Raw genomic sequence first — 18,220 nt, 5'->3', positions numbered from 1 at the left:
CACCTTAAAGGCCATTCTTACCTAACTTGTGTAATCGTTATCATTTTGATATTTTTTTAATTTTATTTTAGGGCAGTTTCTTCTTTGGTGAATTTTAAAAAGAGGATTTTTGGCGTGAATTTGACTTTACTCTTCAGGGTAATCGTTTGTTTTTTATTTTTAGATGCATTTACGTAACATAAGCGACAAAATTGTGAAGGGAGTAACGGAAAAAGAGTGTGAAAACGTTTACATTAAAGGTCTATTCTCTCTATGGGTCTGAAAGGAAAATATTATGCATACAGAAGGTGTTGGATTAAGCACAATAGACTATGCAATTTTTGCCCTCTATGTCGTCATTATTATTAGTCTAGGATTATGGGTTTCTCGTTCAAAGGATGGCGAGAAAAAAGGAACAAAGGACTATTTCTTAGCAGGTAAAACCCTACCTTGGTGGGCAATTGGCTCTTCGCTTATTGCCGCTAATATTTCAGCAGAACAATTTATTGGTATGTCAGGTTCTGGTTTCTCCATTGGTCTTGCTATCGCCTCTTATGAATGGATGGCTGCACTGACACTGATTATTGTGGCGAAGTATTTTTTACCTGTATTTATCGAAAAAGGTATTTATACCATTCCTGAATTTGTTGAGAACCGATTTAAAAGCCGTAACCTAAAAACGATCCTTGCGGTATTTTGGCTCGCATTATTTATCTTTGTTAACTTAACCTCTGTACTTTATTTAGGTTCATTGGCATTAGAAACCATCCTTGGTGTACCAATGATGTATGCCATTATTGGTTTAGCATTATTTGCTGTTATCTATTCACTCTATGGTGGACTCTCGGCTGTTGCGTGGACAGATGTGGTACAAGTATTCTTCCTTATCCTTGGTGGTTTATTTACTACCGTATTAGCAGTTAGCTATATCGGTGGAGATGGTGGGATCATGGAAGGTTTGAGCAAAATGACACAAGCCGCACCAGATCACTTTAAAATGATCTTAGAAAAAGATAATCCGCAGTTTATGAACTTACCGGGTATCGCTGTGCTAATTGGTGGTTTATGGGTTGCTAACCTTTATTATTGGGGTTTTAACCAATACATTATTCAGCGCGCTTTAGCTGCTAAATCTATCAATGAAGCACAAAAAGGGCTAGTGTTTGCCGCATTTTTAAAATTAATTGTTCCTGTTCTTGTGGTTGTACCAGGTATTGCAGCATTTGTGATCACGACAAACCCAGAATTAATGGCGGGATTAGGCACAATGGCACCAGAGCATATCCCAACATTATCACAAGCAGATAAAGCCTATCCTTGGTTAACTCAATTCTTACCAGTTGGAGCCAAAGGGATTGTTTTTGCTGCACTTGCTGCTGCTATTGTTTCGTCTTTAGCATCCATGCTTAACTCTATCGCGACTATTTTCACGATGGATATTTATAAAGAATATGTTGGGCCTAAAGCTTCTGAAACACGTTTAGTGAATGTGGGGCGTATAAGTGCGGTTGTTGCTCTGATTATCGCTTGTTTTATCGCACCATTATTAGGTGGAATCGATCAGGCATTCCAATATATTCAAGAATATACTGGCTTAGTAAGCCCAGGAATTTTAGCGGTATTCTTATTAGGCTTATTCTGGAAAAAAACAAACGCAAAAGGCGCAATTATTGGTGTGGTCTTATCTATACCGTTTGCTTTATTCCTAAAATTAATGCCACTAGGTATGCCATTCCTTGATCAAATGATGTACACCTTTATGTTTACAACTGTTGTGATTGGTTTAGTGAGTTTAACCTCGACTAAAACTGATGACAGCGCAGGGGCGATTGTATTAACAGATAAAACCTTTAAAACACAAAGTGGATTCAATATTGCTTCCTACGCCATTATGATCATCTTGTGTGTGCTTTATGCCGTGTTCTGGTAATAACATTGTAATTTGTTAATTTTCTAAATCTAAAAATACTCTACAAAACAATACAAAGCAGATGGTTATGCCATCTGCTTTTTTTACGTCTGAAATTGTTTACAAAATGGGTTAGAGAAAATGGTATTGATTTACTTTGATACAGATTAAAAAAAAACACTAAATATGAAAAGAAAATCATTCTCATGAATATTTGATTAAGATAATATTAATCATTCTCATTACTATAACTGTTATTAATTCAGGGAATTGCTATGAACTTTAAAATGGGTGTTTTAACAGCCTGTATTTTATCTGCCTCTTACCCGCTGTATGCACAAGAAAATAAAGAAGAAAAACTTGTTGTGTCAGCATCAGGGTTTGCTCAACAAATTACAGATGCACCAGCAAGCATCACCGTGATCAGCAAAGAACAACTTGCAAAGAAACCGGTTCATGATTTAGCCGATGCCGTAAAAGGTGTTGAAGGTGTTAGCATTAACGGTAATGCCAACAAACAAGAAATCACGATGCGTGGTTTACCGGGGGAATACACGCTTATTTTAGTTGATGGTCGTCGTCAAAATAGCCGTGAGTCGCGCCCGAATGGGAGTGGTGGTTATGAAGGGGGCTTTATTCCACCAGCAGATGCGATCGAGCGCATAGAAGTTATCCGCGGACCAATGTCATCACTATATGGCTCTGATGCAATGGGCGGCGTTATCAATATCATCACTAAACCAGTAACAAAAGAGTGGCATGGCTCTGTTGCACTTGGCGGCACGTTGCAACATAACCGTGATGCTGGTGATTCTATTAATGGTGATTTTTATCTTTCAGGGCCTTTAATTGAAGATAAATTAGGCTTACAACTTTACGGCAGTAGCTACTTACGTGCAGAAGACAAAATCACTTATGGCCAAGGTCGTAATGACAATAAAAACATTACGGCGAAATTGGCATTCACACCAACTGATAATCAAACTATTTTATTAGAAGCGGGGCGCAATACGTTACAACGTACAACGACTCCAGGTAAATCGATGAGTGAGTTTACTATCCGCGGTGGCAAAGCGGATGAAAATAAAATGTTAGAAACCAATAATGACCGTAATCACTGGGCATTAACTTATAAAAATCAGTTTGATATTCTGCATTCAGAATTAAGTGTGTATCAAGAACAAACTAAGCGTATTACCAAAACAGAAATGATTGATAAAACGACGAAGGAGCGTGAAAAATATTACGAAGATCGTCGTCCTGAAATCACTAATACCGTTTTTGATGCGAAATTTACTGCGTTTTTACCTGATAACGTGATGACCTTTGGTGGTCAATATCAATACTCACGCTTAAAAGATGAATCATCTACTGGCTCTGGCATTAAGCAATCCACTATTACTGCGGATCAAAAAGCGTTATTCCTTGAAGATGAATATAGCGTAACAGACAATCTCGCATTAACCGGCGGTGTGCGTCTTGATGATCACGAATATTACGGTAATCACTGGAGCCCAAGAGCGTATGCCGTTTATCACTTAACCGATGAATTCACTTTAAAAGGCGGTGTTGCTAAAGCCTTTAAAGCACCAAGCTTACGTGAGATTAGTCCTGAATACGGCACTTCAACTGAAAAAGGCCGTGCGATTATGTACGGTAATCGTGACCTAAAGCCTGAAACGTCGGTTAGCCAAGAAATTGGTGTAGGTTATGATAATGGGGATGGTTTTACCGCAAGTTTGACTTTCTTTAATACTGATTTTAAAGATAAGTTAACAAACTACGACACGGGTGAAATAGATCCAATTACAGGTTTAAAACTGTATCAATACGATAATGTCGGTAAAGCAAATATTAAAGGGATTGAAACTGCAGTGGGATTCCCTATTGCAGAAAGTTGGCATGTGAATGCAAACTACACCTATATTGATTCAGAACGTAAAAGTGATGATGAAAAACTAGGCTCTGGTGAATCACTAAAAGGCTACCCATTAGATTTAACACCTAAACACAGTGCTAATGCGCGTGTTGACTGGCAGTTTGATGAAGCTACCAGTTTTTATGCCAATACGGCTTATACGGGTAAACAAATTTGGGCGGCTCAACGTAATGGTTACACAGGCGCGCGTTATCGTAGTGGCTACACAACCTTTGATTTAGGGATGACCTATAACTTTAATAAAAATACCATGTTTAACTTAGCGGTATTAAATATTACAGATGAAACAGGTCCTGCTGTGAATGATAAAGGCGGTAACTGGGTGGTTGATGAAGGACGTCGTTATTGGGCAAACATTAAATATAGTTTCTAATTGAGCCTAAATTGAAATAAACCCCGTATTTATATGGGGTTTATTTTTTATCACTTTCTATTATTTTCAGTTTAACTATTCACCTTTTTATATTACTGACAGAGTATCTGATTTATGCGAATACTAATGTTATGTGGAATGATTATGTTATCTGGGGTTGCTCAAGCAAGACCTAACCAAGAAGTGCCTAAAATTGAAGCTCAAGCACAATCTTATTATCAAATCACACAAAAAGAAGTCGCTTATGAAGGCAAACAATATCGCCTCTTTCTTGCTGTACCTAAAAATACAACAAAGACCACATTAATTTATGGTGTTGATGGTAATGCGCAATTCCCACTGATGGTCAATGAAGCCATAAAACAAAAAAATAGCCCATTACCTGCGATTATTAGTGTGGGCTATGTGGGAGATAAAGCCTATTTTATTACAGAAAGAACGCATGATTATACGCCAAGTGTAAAAGGTGAGGCATTTAGTCGTGGGGGAAATGCAGAAAATTTTTATCATTTTATCCTAACGCAAGTCAGGCCTTATGCGTTTGAACAACTCACAAAAGAGAATATTTCAGTTACCCAACAATCTCTTTTTGGCCACTCTTTTGGTGGTGTCTTTTCATTGTATGTTTTATTTAATCATCCAGAAACATTTCAACGCTATATAGTAGCAAGCCCTTCTTTATGGTGGGGAAACGGTGAGTGGGTAAAAAAAGAACAATGGCAGGCTATTCCTAATGATATTTCTATTGCAATAACACTAGGTGAAAAAGAAGAAAATCCAGATTTAAGTAAATTAAGTGAAGAGCAACAAAAAAATTATCAAGAGCGCAGTAGTTGGTTAACGCAACGCCAGTTATGCCAATATTTATTGGATGAAGGAAAACAGTGTGAATTTTATCTATTTGAAGGTAAAGGCCATGGTGGTTCAATTCCTGATGCCATAAATATTGCTTTAGAAAAAAGCATGAAATAAACACCATACCTTCTTTAATTTTAGCTATTCTATTCGTTAACAATAGGATAGCTAAAAGTATTCCTTATTCTTTATTTTATTGAATACGTACTTATCCGTAGCAAACTTAATAAAAAATTTATCTCTTTATAAAAAGAAATATCTTAATCAAGCTATTTCTTTTTTACAGGAAAAGACGATAATCGTGATTGATATAAATAAAATTGTTTTCTGGCATTAGATTTTATAATTTTATTTATGGCAATTTAAGCGCTATATTCGCGTCTCCTGAATTTAGGGACGCCATCCACTGTTTTCACCTTAGTTTCTTTTATCTTTCCTAGATAAAAGAATTGCCTCTATCAGGCATCGAGAAAACAGCACATTATTAACCGTTTTGATTGTGGAGACGAGGGTAGTGAAACAGAACACTACTTTGGTACGCCAAGGCGACAGTACATTAGTACCTGTAGCTGGGTTAACGGTATTTGCTATCGCGTCAGGCTATTTAATGAGTTTAATTCCACTGTCTATGGACAGTTTTGGAATGGATACGCTCTATGCTAGCTGGTTAGCAAGTATTTATTTTATCGGATTATTAATAGGTTCAGTGATGATAGAACCTATTATTGCAAGAATAGGGCATCGTCTTTCTTTCGTCGTATTTTTATTATTACTGGCAGTGACTGTCGGTATATTACCTTTAATGCCTTATTTATCAGCATGGATGGTTTCCCGTTTTATCGGTGGTATGGCGGTTGCTGGTATTTTTGTTGTGGTCGAGTCATGGCTATTAATTGGCGATAATCCTAAAGAGCGAGCTAAACGCTTAGGCTTTTATATGACCTCGCTTTATGGCGGCACAACATTAGGACAATTGGCGATTGGTGCAATTGGTACGCAAGGCGCTATCCCGTTTATGGCGATATTAGTTTTATTACTCATTGCCGTGTTACCGCCTCTGCTTTTTAAACAAGGGCAACCCCAAGGGCATGTACATAAAAGTTTATCACTTAAACAAATGCGCCGTTTAAATAAAGCCGCTTTAGTGGGCTGTATGGTCTCTGGTGTGGTGATGGGCAGCATTTATGGCATGATGCCATTAGCATTAAACCAAGGGCAATTTACAACAGACCAAATAGGTGTGTTGATGGCAGCTATTATTTTAGGTGGAATGGTAGTTCAGCCTATTATTAGTAAGTTGTCTGTGGTGATAAGCAAAACGTTATTATTAGCGATGATGTGTTTAGTCGGCGTATTTGCCATGGGACTGACTTATCTTTCTAACGATTATATGGTGCTTATAATAGCACTGGCGTTATTGGGAATGTCTTCTTTTGCGCTTTATCCTATCGCTATTACTTTGGCGTGTGATCATGTTAATGCAAGCTATATTGTCGCAATTACACAAGTAATGTTATTAAGTTATAGCATTGGTTCTGCCATTGGACCTTTAGGTGCAGGAATGTTTATGGCACAAGCTGCTAATAATGGCATTATGAACTTCTTCTTTGTAGTGTTATTAGTAACGGCGATTTATATGCTTTTTGCCAGCTTACGACGCAAAAGCCATATTGTGTTGAACTAACAATTTCTCTTACTTTGATCTCTTTCTCTTTCATTTTATTATCAGCCGAGTTTACTGTAAGAAGTAGCTCGGTTTTTTTATGTCATATTTAAAAATGAATTAAGATCCCTCTTATATTTTTATACTGTGCTTTATCAGTATAAACAGAACACTCAATCCCTTCTTTAAAGATAATGGATTTAACTTTTCATGGAGATTATATAATGAAAATAACGGTACCCAGCTTTTTTCTTTTATTGATTATTCCTTTTTCAAGTGCCAAAGCAATAACGGCAGAGCAAAATAAAAAGCTGGTGGAATATGCCACTGATTTACCAAGAGCCGTAATTTATGACTCTGATTATCGTAAAATAGATTATCCAAATGGTGATGTTCCTGCTTATAAAGGGGTTTGTAGCGACGTTATTATTCGTAGTTATCGTGGAATTGATATCGATCTACAAAAATTACTGCATGAAGACATTAAGGCAAATTTTTCAGCTTACCCGAGCAAACGGATGTGGGGCTTGAATAAGCCAGATACAAATATAGATCATCGTAGAGTGCCTAATTTGGAAGTTTTTTTCTCACGAAAAGGCAAAGTAAAACCCATTACTAAAAATGCAGAGGATTATGTACCTGGTGATATTGTGAGTTGGCGTTTAGACAATGGTCGGCCTCATATTGGTATTGTGGTAAATAAAAAAAGTTGGGACAATCAACGTTATCTTGTCATGCATAATATTGGTTTTGGACAAGTTGCCGAAGATGTTTTATTTTCATGGAAAATAACGGGGCATTTTGCTTATTAGGTAAAGACAGGTATTAGGGAAAATAGAAAGCTGTAGTTTTTTAGAAAAAATAAAATAGAAGTAATAACTGCAAAATAAATCTAAAAACCAAACGATAAGTAAAATAATGCCCATACTGATTTTATGTAAAGTATGGGCATTATTTCTGGGAAAGAATATTTTCATCAGAAATATTCATAATTATTCCTCTAAGCCACCGAGTAACATACTAACGACAGCAGTAGAACAGATAAAAGAAAGGAAAAGGATAAAAAAAGAGCTACTGATCATAATGCCCTCCAAATTTATTACTATTTTTAAATAAAAAACCTCACAAAATACACGTTATTAATTCATTACTTTATATACTAGGGTATTTAAAAATAAAGTCAAATTAACTTATTATTTAATAATGATTTTTTGTGCTCTAATTTTATTTTTTATAAAAAACGTATCGGATAGTGTTAAATGATCAGGAGGGGCTTAACCCCTCTGATGTCTTACGCAGAGTGAGGCAACGTGGTGTGTTAATGGTGGTAGACCATAAGCGGCTCTAGCACGATCACATGCTTCATTAGGAATACCATTTACCCAAGATTGCTGGAACTCACGACAAGGAGAAGGGCGTTGTTCGTAAATAGAACAACTGACACACTCACCCACGTCACCAATAAGTTTGTCACAGCGCGGTTTTTTAGAATTTGTTCCTTTCATACAAGAGAGGAAAGGAGTGAGTGGCTCTGTTAACTCATCAGGAACAACTCCTCCTCCACTCACCATTTCAGCCCAATAGAACGAAACTCTAAAATAGGCACAACAAGCGCCACAATGCATACAGGGATTATCCTGCATATAAATAAAATCGTTAGAATGTTTGCTCATACCAGATACCATTTTATCTGACGTTAAAATGACAAAAAGCACGTTTTAAAGGTGCCGTCGTTTAAGAGAAGCAAAAATAAAGGTAGAGAAACGATGCTTCTCTTAGAGCAATCATTATGCGCCGAATGAAAAATATTTTTCAAGAGATTCTATATCTAGAATATTTTTATTACAAAACAGACTATTATTTTGGAAAAATTACATGAGTAGACTATATAACTTAATAATAAGTGATTATGTTATTTAACCCTCCGTAAATACCACACTATAAATAGTATTAAAAGTAATCAAAAATTGAGATTTTGAATAAAAAAAACCTTATCAATCTTGATAAGGCGATAATAAAACAAGTGTCGATAACATGTTGAAAAAATGAGCTAATGATATCTATTAATCGATTTTTCTAAAAAGGGCCTTTAAAAATAAATAAAGCGCCAGCCCCAATTAAAAGAAAACCAATAAAGTGATTTAATGTGAAATTTTCACCCAAATAAGTGACAGAAAAAATGGCGAAAATAGTTAAAGTGATCACTTCTTGTATGGTTTTTAATTCTGCTGCACTGTAGTAATTATGACCAATGCGATTTGCGGGAACAGCAAAACAATACTCAACAAATGCAATCAACCAGCTTAAAAGAATGACGATGATAAGAGGTTTATTACCATATTTTAGATGACCATACCAAGCAAATGTCATAAAAACATTGGAAATAATGAGAAGAATAATGGGAGTAAATTTGTAGAACATATTGGTGACACCACCGGTCAATTTTAGGCAAAAAATTGCCAATAAGAATTGGTATGAGATTACTGCAAAAAAAGTGAGTTTTCTATTGCTATGCTAAGAAAAAAACAGTGAAAATTGAAATAAAAAGACTTTTCTCGTCATAAGAAAATTTGTAATTTTATCAATTAAAGACAGAATTAAAGTAATAAATGACTATTTTTAAAATTATTGGTTGAGTTTTAATCTATTTATATTGTGTTAAATAATGTTTATTTGATAAATAATAAATAAAACACGTTTAAGTCAAAAAGAAATTAATAATGTTTTCTTATTATTAATCAATTGAAATTTAAATTTATCGAGTAGATACGATATATCCTAAAATGATGCTGTTCGCACTAATAGATGTGATATTAATTATTTTATACATTATGTTGAACATAAATCTTATTATAAACTTCTATAAGGAATCCGCGTGAAGATAAGTTTATTTCTGATCTCTTGTAGTTTACTTACAGTTAGCTTTTTTTCTTCGGCACAAGACAAATACGATCCTTTAGCAAAATGTTATGGCGTGACTGCAAACGAGCCGAGAACAGCAGTACAAGCTTGTTTATTGGATGAATTAAAACTGACTGAGCAACAAATGAAAGTCATTTATGACAAAAGTAAGAGTGATCTTGAAGATACTGATTCTGTTGCAGCGAAAAGTGCCATTGATGCATTAGTCAGTTCTCAACAGCATTTTATTCAATTTAGAAGCGCTGAATGTCAACGACAATCCGCATTATTAATGGGTGGATCAGGGACTGGTGATGTTTTACTTGCATGTGAAATTAAATTAAATCAATGGAGAGTAAAAGTTTTATTGAATAATTAATTGGCAAATAAGAGAGAAAAACCCAAAAGCCATTAACTTATCTTTTGGGTTTAATTTAGGTGTCGATGATCGACTCTGACTGTTAGCTATTTTGTTATCGTTTTAACGTTATTTTATCTTGAATTAGCAATCTTCAATAATCAAATAAGCTGCATGAACAGGGCCATGAACTCCCCATACTTTAATCAATTCAATGTCTGCTGTAGAACTTGCACCACCAATTAAATTGATACAAGACGGCATTCTTACGCCTTCTTGTGCCATTTTATGTAAACGCTCAGCAATTTGAGCCACACGAGGCAAAATATCGCTTTTACGTAGGATCACAATTGAGGTTTCAGGTAATAAACTAACAGAACGTCCTTTTTCTGGTGAAGAAAATAAGACAATCCCTCCAGATTCAGTTAGGCCCGCTTCAGCAAATACAATTCCAATTTGAGAACGTTCAGCATGAATAATATTTTCATGACCAATTTCTGGGTTCCAAATATAGGTTTCGTATTTTTCACTGATAGCTTTTGTCACACCTAGTGCATCTAGGCGATCATCACCACTTATTACCACCGAGCCTTTACAATCATAACTTTCACAGAGCTCAATTAAGCTATTGATGAGCTCTTCTGGTTTACTAACAACACATTTCACCATTTGAGTTTGTGCAAAATCAGTAAATTCTTTGCACAATTCATCTTGAGTCAGATTAGCTAAACGTGTTTTAGGTAAATTATTAACCGGTGTTGGCTGTGGTTGTGGTTTATGCGCAATAGGGCGCCCTAATTTTTCAGCAATAGTTTGCAGAAATTCATTACGGTTTTGTTCGTTTAACATATTATTTTTTTCCTTCTGCTTTATGGCGTTTAAACCAGCTACGGAAGCTATAACCATCTGGTTTTGGTAGATCACGCGATTCCATCCAATCATTTAGAACACTGATTTTGATTGGTGTAGAACCATTTTTGATCATTAACCCCGCCATTTTTGCACCTACATTCATTCCCACTTTCCAAAGCGTAGGATGTGAATTTAGGTAGTTAAACATACCTGTGACTCGACGTTCTGCTTTCGGTGTTAAACCGGTTTCAGCCATCACTCGACGATGTTTTAATATCAACTGAGCTAAAGGAATTTTGACAGGGCAAACCACATTACATGCATTACATAATGAACAAGCGTAAGGGAGATCATGGAAATCTTTATAGCCCCCTAACAGTGGTGAAATTACCGCACCAATTGGACCTGGATAAATTGAACCATAAGCATGTCCACCAATATTACGGTAAGCAGGACACGTATTAAGACAAGCACCACAACGGATACAGCGTAAAATATCTTTAAATTGTGAGCCTAAAATTTCAGAACGGCCATTATCCACAATCACTAAATGGAACTCTTCAGGACCATCTACATTACCGGCTTCACGAGGGCCAGTTACCCAAGTGTTATAACTGGTTAAACGAGAGCCAACCGCGCTACGACATAACATAGTGATTAATGGATCAACTTCTTCAAATGTCGGTGCCACACGCTCCATCCCCATGACTGCAATATGGGTTTTAGGTAACGTGGTAGTCATTCTGGCATTACCTTCGTTGGTGACTAAACAGACGGTGCCTGTTTCAGCTACCGCAAAGTTACAACCAGTAACGCCAATATCAGCAGACAAGAAATCTTGTCTTATACGTTGTCTAATGAAAAGCGTCATATCTTCAGGCGTTTCGCTGCCTTCATAATTGAGTTTTTCATTTAGGACTTTACGAATTTGATAACGATCTTTGTGGATTGCTGGAACGACGATATGAGAAGGTGGATCGTTATCTAATTGAAGAATATATTCGCCAAGGTCAGTTTCGATGATCTCAATGCCTTCATTTTGTAAGGCTTTATTCATCCCAATTTCTTCGGTGACCATTGATTTAGATTTTACGATCTTCTTCGCGTTTTTCTTTTTTGCAACGTCGCAAATATAACGAGAGGCGTCTTCTGCTGTTTTAGCAAAATAAACATGACCTCCATTTTCTGTTACTTTTTCAGATAATTGATAGAGATAAGCATCTAAATTTTCAAGAACATGGTTACGGATTTGTTCAGCGCGATCTCGCCATTCTTCCCAATTTCCCAGTTCTTTGACCATGATTTGACGGTTAGCCCCAATGCGTTCTTGTGCCATAACGACCGCATTACGCATGATAGTGTCTTTCATTTCATGTTCTAGGCGAGGTCTGAAATCGATATCACTGGTTTTGATAGACATAAGTAGGCTCCCTTATTGGCTCATTAAAACTTGTGCAATGTGCAACACTTTTACAGGGCGCTTTTCTCGACTCAGACGGCCTTGTATGTTAATTAAGCAACTTGTATCTGCACCAATGACATAATCAGGACTTACATCCATAATATGTTTTACTTTTTCGGTTACCATTTCTCCTGAAATTTCAGACATTTTCACAGAGAATGTTCCACCAAAACCACAACAGGTTTCTGAGTTCGCAAAAGGTAACATTTCAAGACCTTCAACGTGGTTTAATAGTGTCAAAGGCTCACTAACAACACCCAGTTTTCGGGTTAAACTGCATGATGGGTGATAAACTGCTTTACCAGGAAGGCGGGCACCAACATTGACAACACCCAAGGTATTAACAATAAAACTGGTTAAATCTATAAGGCGGTCTGCGACACCTTGTGCACGTAATGCCCATTGTGGCTCATCAGCAAGATAAGTTGGGTAGCCTTTTATGGCATAAGTACAGGAGCCTGCAGGGGAAATAATCGGGTAGTCATTTACTTCTAATGTTTCAATTAACGATTTCATGGCAGGTTTTGCATTATTAACATAACCGCTATTAAGTGCGGGTTGACCACAGCAACCTTGGCGCTCTTGAAATAGTACTTCGCAACCCAATTTCTCAAGTAACAAGACGGTGTCTCTGGCTGAATCTGCTTTCAGCACATCACCAAGACAGGTCGCATAAAAATTAACTTTCATTAATCGAACTCCAAAACATCGCTCAGATGTTGTCATTTTTACTAAAGATAAAATTCTTTTTATTGATTCTTTATAAGTTAAAAGGAAGTGAAATAAGCTCATTCCCTTTTTCTTAATTACTTAATTCATTAAGTGATAAATAATGCCAATTTTTGCGCCAAGAATAATTATATAAGCAATACAATATTTTAAGGTTTCACGCATAATGGCACTACTTTGCCCATCCATTTTGGTGGCTGAAACAGCGATAGCGATACTTTGAGGTGAGATCATCTTACCGCCTGTCGCACCAGAGGTATTCGCTGCTGCCAAAATAAAAGGGTCAATATTAAGTTTAGCGGCGGCACTGGTTTGCAACTTACCAAATAGTACGTTTGAGTTAGTGTCACTGCCGGTTACAAATGTTCCTAAAGCACCGATCACTGGGGCAATAAAGATAAATCCTGCACCTGTAAAATCGACCAAGGTTTCAGCAATACTGCCAATCATGCCACTGAAATCCATGACGGTTGCCATTGCCACAATTGCTGTGATGGCAATAATCGAGTTTTTCAGTTGGATAGTTGTTTTAACAAGTACAGAGATAAGGGTTGAAACGTTTGCACCTTGAATGGTGCCTCCCACAAAGCTAGCTAAAATAATCAACACACCCGGTGTGCTTAACCAAGCAATTGTTTGATATTCAGTTTGCGTTTCACTTAATACAAATGGGATTTTTGTTGAAATCGATCCCGCCATGCTTTGGATAGCAGGAAATAAAGGTGAACAGGCCAAAATAAAGATAAAGGTAAACAGATAGATAGAGCTTGCAACTAAGAGTTCTTTACCCGAGTGTTTTTTAGCGGCTTTTTTCGTATCACTCGTATTTTTCATACGTTTAGCAAGGAAAATAACCACAACCAAACTGACTAAACTTCCCGCAAATGCAGGTAATTCAGCACCTAAATTAGCTGCAACAATGTATTGAGGGATAAGGGTACTTATACCACACATTAAAGTAATAAATCCGACACCTTTAATTGCTTTAATGCCACCACCTGCAATGGCAACAATGACGAAAGGTAACAGAATATTGAATAGCCCCAACTGGATAATGATGGTTTTACTCAACACTAATACATCAAGTCCAGTGTTTTGCGCCAAAATAGAGACTGGGATACCAACAGCACCAAAAGCAGTAGGAACGGTATTGGCAACTAAAGAGGCAACAGCTGCTTTAAAAGGATCAAATCCAAGTGCAATTAAAATACCGATAGGAATAGCAACCGCAGTGCCATACCCTGCAACCGCTTCAAGAAATCCCCCAAAGCACCATGAGATAAGCAAAACTTGCACTCGTTTGTCATCACTTATTCCTGCAAGAACATCTTTAAGTACTTCCATTCCCCCAGTTTTTAACATCAGGTTATAACTATAGATAGCGGCAAGGATCACGATAATGATTGGCCACAATCCTTTTATTGCGCCATAAAGCACAGAAACAGAGGCAAATTGAATGGTGTTGTTCCAATGGAAAATAGCAAGTGCAACAGTTATCACTAAAGACACTAGCACTGCATGGTGAACGGCTGATTTCATTTTTAAGATCATAAAAATCAAAACCGCTAAAGGTACTATACCTAATAAGAATGAGAGATAGTCTGACATGATTATTTTTATCCTTAAGTTTGCAATTTTTATCGTTTATAACTGCGTTGGCAAACCTATAAGTTGGTCATTATATAATTGTGTAGGGTACTAGGTTTTATTAATGCTCTACTTTGCTGAAACGATAAATCATAAATAAAAAAAGATAGTTACTAACCTAAACAATGAAAGATATCATTACTTAGGAAATTGTCAGGTTAGATTAGTTGGCTATTGTAGGGAATATTTATTGAGATGTAATAGATTAAAATCAATTGTGTGACAAATATAAAAAAATTCCTTTTTTCTCATTATTTGCTTGTTAATTGTCGAGTTTTTTGATGTTCATCAATGTAATTGAGTTGCTAATGTTGTTATCAAATTGGTTTTTGATGAAAAAAAGAACGATATCGATGGTTCCAGTCATGTAACAGAACAGTAAAAGTAGACAGCAAATGTCATTTTTCATGATAAAAACAACTATAATAATTACATTAAATGTTTAAATAAATTAATGTATTTTGGTTGTATTTAATTTATTAGAAAATAGAATAAAAATTATTTTTTATTTATTTTTTATTTTTTAATTTTCTTTTTTTAATTACTTTTAAATATATAAAGATTATTAATTATAAATTAATAATTACTTTTTTATTTTTATTTTTGTTTTTTTTTGTTAGTGCTGTTAAATTGAAATTAAATAATTATGTTTTTTTGTTTTAATTCTATTTTTATTTCTGTTTTTATTGTTTGTTTTATTTTTAATTTTTAGTGTTATTTTATTTGTGTTTTTTTGTTTTATATTTATTTATTTTTCACTCGAAAATTATTTATATTATTTTTTTTGATTTTAATTGTCTTTTATTTTATTTTTTATTTTTAATTATACTTATTTTATATTTTTATATTAACTGTTTAAATAAAATTTAATGTAAATCCATCATCAATGATTAACTTTTTTTTGATGCTTAAGTCGCATGGTTGTTAGATTTTATGTATTTTCTATTTGTAATACAAATCATGAGGATAACGAATTTTTGACGAGGATGAGTAATTGATAAATGAGAATGGTTCTTTTTAAATTCACTTACATAACACTATGCATAGAGTGATCTTGATCATATAGGAAAAAAGGTGTAATTATATTTTTTCTTTTTCTCATTACAAAAAATAGACAATATATTTATTTTTAATAATAGAAAATGTCTTATTAAACCAGTTTGTTTACCATTTTAGAGTGTTTTAATGGATTTTTAAAGGAAAGGGAAAAAGTGAAATATTTTTGAAGTCGTTGGGCTCATTTTTAGAAGAGATATAAATTTCGCCTTAGTAATTGTCATACAAATAATTAAGGTGAAAAAAGATGGCCGAAAATGAGTGTATAGATAATCATTGTAACGTTAGCTACGTAATAACCTCTAAAGAGGTATTTTCTTTTGATGAAAAGTAACCGTTGCTTCTTTTTTTCTTTTTCGTTATCAGGATTTGTTTCGCAACTAATGGCATTATTATGGATAAATAATTGTGGGAATATTAATGATGAAAAGATTATTTTAATCATTAAATAACCTAGTTTTGATAACGGAATTCATCGTTTATGTTAGCAATGTTTTAGGATTTAACATTTGATGTTGTATTTATTTTCTAAAATAAGGTGAGGTTTGTGAACGGTTTATCTAACTTTAAATAAAATGTATGTATTTCATTGTTAATGTTACGGTGAGAAAAAAAAGAGATCAAATTGTGAACTTGATCCCTTTTTTCTAGCCTTGATTGAGGTGTTAATAACCTATGCAATACTCTTTTCCGGTTCTCTTTTGATCTTAAATTGTGAGAAAACTAGTAATAAACCAATAATCCCCACTAAAGCCGCACTTAAAGGTACGATGTTATAGCCATATTTTAGTGCAATCCCCCCAATGACTGCGCCAATAGCATTACCTAAATTAAATGCTCCGATATTAACAGAAGACACCAGACTTGGTGCATCATGAGCTATCTGCATTGTTTTTATCTGTAATGGTGGTACAAGTGCAAAACTTGCTAAACTCCAAATAAAGAGGGTGATCACAGTGAGATACAAATTATTTGAAACTAATGGTAGTACAAGCATAGATAAAATTAGCAAAGTAAAAAATATCACCAATGTTCTTTCGATACCATTTGCTGATAATTTACCACCCAAGTAATTACCTACAGTAAATCCTAATCCAATAACCACCAGTATTATGGCAACATCTCCTTCACTGATATGGACGATGTTAATGAGGAATGGTGCGATATAAGTATAAAGCGCAAACAGTGCCGAGGCGCCAAATACGGTTGTGAGTAATGCCAGCATAACAGGTAAACGAGTTAGTACTTTTAATTCGTATTTGATATTGGGCTTGTTTCCTTTTGGAATAACAGGAAGAAATAGCATTAAGCCAATTAAAGTGACAAAGCCTAATCCAGAGATCAGTATAAAGGCTAAACGCCAACCATATTGTTGACCCATCCAAGTGATGAGTGGCACTCCCACTAAATTTGCAATAGTTAATCCCATAAACATGGCTGCAACTGCAGAAGCTTGTTTATGTTTTTCAACAAGACTTGCGGCAACGACGGAACCAATACCAAAAAAAGCGCCATGATTAAGGCTTGTTATTAAACGAGCCATCATAAGGCTCCAATAACCATTTGCTTGAGAAGCGAATAAATTGCCAGCAATAAAGAGTAATAAAAGAAAAACTAAAGCATGACGTTTTGTTAATCGACCTAAACCTAATGTCATGATGGGGGCGCCAACCATAACACCAACCGCATAGCCTGTGATTAATCCACCTGCTGTTGTTATTGAGATATCTAATCCTGAGGCTATGTTAGGTAACAGGCCCATAGGTGTAAATTCTGTTGCACCGATAGCAAAAGCACCGGTGGCGAGTGCTAATAAAGGGAGAAAGGCTTTCATCATTATTCCTAGCAAAATGGGTAAGGGCTTAAAAATTAATATGGCGGTAGTTTAGTTAGATAACTCAAAGCAATAAATAAGGTAAAAAACAATAGACTATTGCTTTAATCGCAATAATTAATGTTGGGTTTTGTACTAGTGAGTTGATTTTTAATAATTGAATGTACTATCGTGATAATAGCAATATCGACAATTTACTTTTGCTCAAATGTAAATAATGAAATGAAGAATAGTGCTGAAATTATGTTAGAGTAATTTCAGTTTGTTATTTTACTTATTACTTGTATTTTTGTTGGATTATAGGATTTTTTGTATGAACAATATCAGATTAATTGCCACGATTGTGGCGAAAGAACACCATGAAAATGAAGTATTATCTGCTTGCAAGGCAATGATAAAACCAAGTCATCAGGATGAAGGTTGTCTTCAGTATGAATTGCATAAAGATACCACACAACCAAGAGCGTTTATTTTCTTTGAAATTTGGGAAAACCAAAGTGCCATTGATAAACACAATGAAACGGCACATATGAAAGCATTTGTTGAAAATCTAAAAGATAAAATTGATCTGTTAGATATCAAATTTATAGAGAAAATTGCTTAATCCTATTTATCCTTCGTTAATGTGTCGCAGTATTTTTAAATAGAGCGTTGTATATTTAA

14 protein-coding genes are annotated in these 18,220 nt (G+C 35.1%); 7 read left to right on the top strand and 7 right to left on the bottom strand.

The window, feature by feature from the left end; translation table 11 throughout:
* Positions 1-274 precede the first annotated feature (274 nt).
* The 5 genes from ABN217_RS06545 to ABN217_RS06525 all read left to right on the top strand — a co-directional run bounded on the left by ABN217_RS06545 (position 275) and on the right by ABN217_RS06525 (position 7,530).
* Positions 275-1,909 (top strand): sodium/sugar symporter, encoded by a 1,635-nt coding sequence (locus ABN217_RS06545; RefSeq protein ID WP_115350634.1) that lies wholly within the window; start codon positions 275-277, stop codon positions 1,907-1,909.
* Between the two features lie 254 nt (positions 1,910-2,163).
* Positions 2,164-4,200, top strand: coding sequence for an IreA family TonB-dependent siderophore receptor (locus ABN217_RS06540; RefSeq protein WP_196554905.1), 2,037 nt, complete (start codon positions 2,164-2,166; stop codon positions 4,198-4,200).
* Positions 4,201-4,314: 114 nt separating this feature from the next.
* Positions 4,315-5,172, top strand: coding sequence for an alpha/beta hydrolase (locus tag ABN217_RS06535; RefSeq protein WP_349459240.1), 858 nt, complete (start codon positions 4,315-4,317; stop codon positions 5,170-5,172).
* Between the two features lie 397 nt (positions 5,173-5,569).
* Entirely contained in the window at positions 5,570-6,739 is a 1,170-nt protein-coding gene (locus ABN217_RS06530; protein WP_349459239.1) for an MFS transporter, read from the top strand.
* 203 nt (positions 6,740-6,942) lie between these two features.
* The gene (locus ABN217_RS06525) at positions 6,943-7,530 is read left to right on the top strand and encodes a DUF1287 domain-containing protein (protein WP_231619272.1); all 588 of its coding nucleotides are present in this window, start codon (positions 6,943-6,945) and stop codon (positions 7,528-7,530) included.
* A gap of 462 nt (positions 7,531-7,992) precedes the next feature.
* Here ABN217_RS06525 and ABN217_RS06520 read toward each other — a convergent pair whose 3' ends face one another.
* Positions 7,993-8,391, bottom strand: coding sequence for a YkgJ family cysteine cluster protein (locus ABN217_RS06520; RefSeq protein ID WP_349459238.1), 399 nt, complete (start codon positions 8,389-8,391; stop codon positions 7,993-7,995).
* A 403-nt stretch (positions 8,392-8,794) separates the two neighbouring features.
* Complete coding sequence (locus ABN217_RS06515; protein WP_072069197.1) at positions 8,795-9,139, bottom strand: DMT family protein; 345 nt, start codon at positions 9,137-9,139, stop codon at positions 8,795-8,797.
* Positions 9,140-9,593: 454 nt separating this feature from the next.
* Here ABN217_RS06515 and umoC point away from each other — a divergent pair, with 454 nt between their 5' ends.
* Entirely contained in the window at positions 9,594-9,998 is a 405-nt protein-coding gene (gene umoC, locus ABN217_RS06510; RefSeq protein WP_196554901.1) for a lysozyme inhibitor LprI family protein, read from the top strand.
* A 123-nt stretch (positions 9,999-10,121) separates the two neighbouring features.
* Here umoC and ABN217_RS06505 read toward each other — a convergent pair whose 3' ends face one another.
* The 5 genes from ABN217_RS06505 to ABN217_RS06485 form a co-directional block, all read right to left on the bottom strand.
* On the bottom strand, positions 10,122-10,826 hold the full coding sequence (locus tag ABN217_RS06505; RefSeq protein WP_196554900.1) for a LutC/YkgG family protein: 705 nt from the start codon (positions 10,824-10,826) through the stop codon (positions 10,122-10,124).
* A 1-nt stretch (position 10,827) separates the two neighbouring features.
* Positions 10,828-12,249, bottom strand: coding sequence for a LutB/LldF family L-lactate oxidation iron-sulfur protein (locus tag ABN217_RS06500; protein ID WP_340893475.1), 1,422 nt, complete (start codon positions 12,247-12,249; stop codon positions 10,828-10,830).
* A gap of 12 nt (positions 12,250-12,261) precedes the next feature.
* The gene (locus ABN217_RS06495) at positions 12,262-12,981 is read right to left on the bottom strand and encodes a (Fe-S)-binding protein (RefSeq protein WP_196554899.1); all 720 of its coding nucleotides are present in this window, start codon (positions 12,979-12,981) and stop codon (positions 12,262-12,264) included.
* Between the two features lie 120 nt (positions 12,982-13,101).
* Positions 13,102-14,628, bottom strand: coding sequence for an L-lactate permease (locus tag ABN217_RS06490; RefSeq protein WP_196554898.1), 1,527 nt, complete (start codon positions 14,626-14,628; stop codon positions 13,102-13,104).
* Between the two features lie 1,768 nt (positions 14,629-16,396).
* Entirely contained in the window at positions 16,397-17,557 is a 1,161-nt protein-coding gene (locus tag ABN217_RS06485; protein ID WP_197268979.1) for an MFS transporter, read from the bottom strand.
* A 313-nt stretch (positions 17,558-17,870) separates the two neighbouring features.
* Here ABN217_RS06485 and ABN217_RS06480 point away from each other — a divergent pair, with 313 nt between their 5' ends.
* Positions 17,871-18,161, top strand: a complete 291-nt coding sequence (locus tag ABN217_RS06480) for a putative quinol monooxygenase (protein ID WP_072068744.1) — start codon at positions 17,871-17,873, stop codon at positions 18,159-18,161.
* Positions 18,162-18,220: the final 59 nt, after the last annotated feature.

It is taken from the genome of Proteus sp. fly-1067, assembly GCF_040139345.1.
In the GTDB taxonomy this organism is placed as follows: Bacteria; Pseudomonadota; Gammaproteobacteria; order Enterobacterales; family Enterobacteriaceae; genus Proteus; species Proteus vulgaris_B.
The sequence above is the reverse complement of the archived record's forward strand: the minus strand, read 5'-3'. Positions and strand labels throughout refer to the sequence as shown.

Excerpts from the sequence above, each read along its gene's own strand:
- ABN217_RS06545 (WP_115350634.1), top strand. The coding sequence starts at position 275 with ATGCATACAGAAGGTGTTGGATTAAGCACAATAGACTATGCAATTTTT.
- ABN217_RS06540 (WP_196554905.1), top strand. The coding sequence starts at position 2,164 with ATGAACTTTAAAATGGGTGTTTTAACAGCCTGTATTTTATCTGCCTCT.
- ABN217_RS06535 (WP_349459240.1), top strand. The coding sequence starts at position 4,315 with ATGCGAATACTAATGTTATGTGGAATGATTATGTTATCTGGGGTTGCT.
- ABN217_RS06525 (WP_231619272.1), top strand. The coding sequence starts at position 6,943 with ATGAAAATAACGGTACCCAGCTTTTTTCTTTTATTGATTATTCCTTTT.
- ABN217_RS06520 (WP_349459238.1), bottom strand. The coding sequence starts at position 8,391 with ATGAGCAAACATTCTAACGATTTTATTTATATGCAGGATAATCCCTGT.
- ABN217_RS06515 (WP_072069197.1), bottom strand. The coding sequence starts at position 9,139 with ATGTTCTACAAATTTACTCCCATTATTCTTCTCATTATTTCCAATGTT.
- ABN217_RS06505 (WP_196554900.1), bottom strand. The coding sequence starts at position 10,826 with ATGTTAAACGAACAAAACCGTAATGAATTTCTGCAAACTATTGCTGAA.
- ABN217_RS06500 (WP_340893475.1), bottom strand. The coding sequence starts at position 12,249 with ATGTCTATCAAAACCAGTGATATCGATTTCAGACCTCGCCTAGAACAT.
- ABN217_RS06495 (WP_196554899.1), bottom strand. The coding sequence starts at position 12,981 with ATGAAAGTTAATTTTTATGCGACCTGTCTTGGTGATGTGCTGAAAGCA.
- ABN217_RS06490 (WP_196554898.1), bottom strand. The coding sequence starts at position 14,628 with ATGTCAGACTATCTCTCATTCTTATTAGGTATAGTACCTTTAGCGGTT.
- ABN217_RS06485 (WP_197268979.1), bottom strand. The coding sequence starts at position 17,557 with ATGAAAGCCTTTCTCCCTTTATTAGCACTCGCCACCGGTGCTTTTGCT.
- ABN217_RS06480 (WP_072068744.1), top strand. The coding sequence starts at position 17,871 with ATGAACAATATCAGATTAATTGCCACGATTGTGGCGAAAGAACACCAT.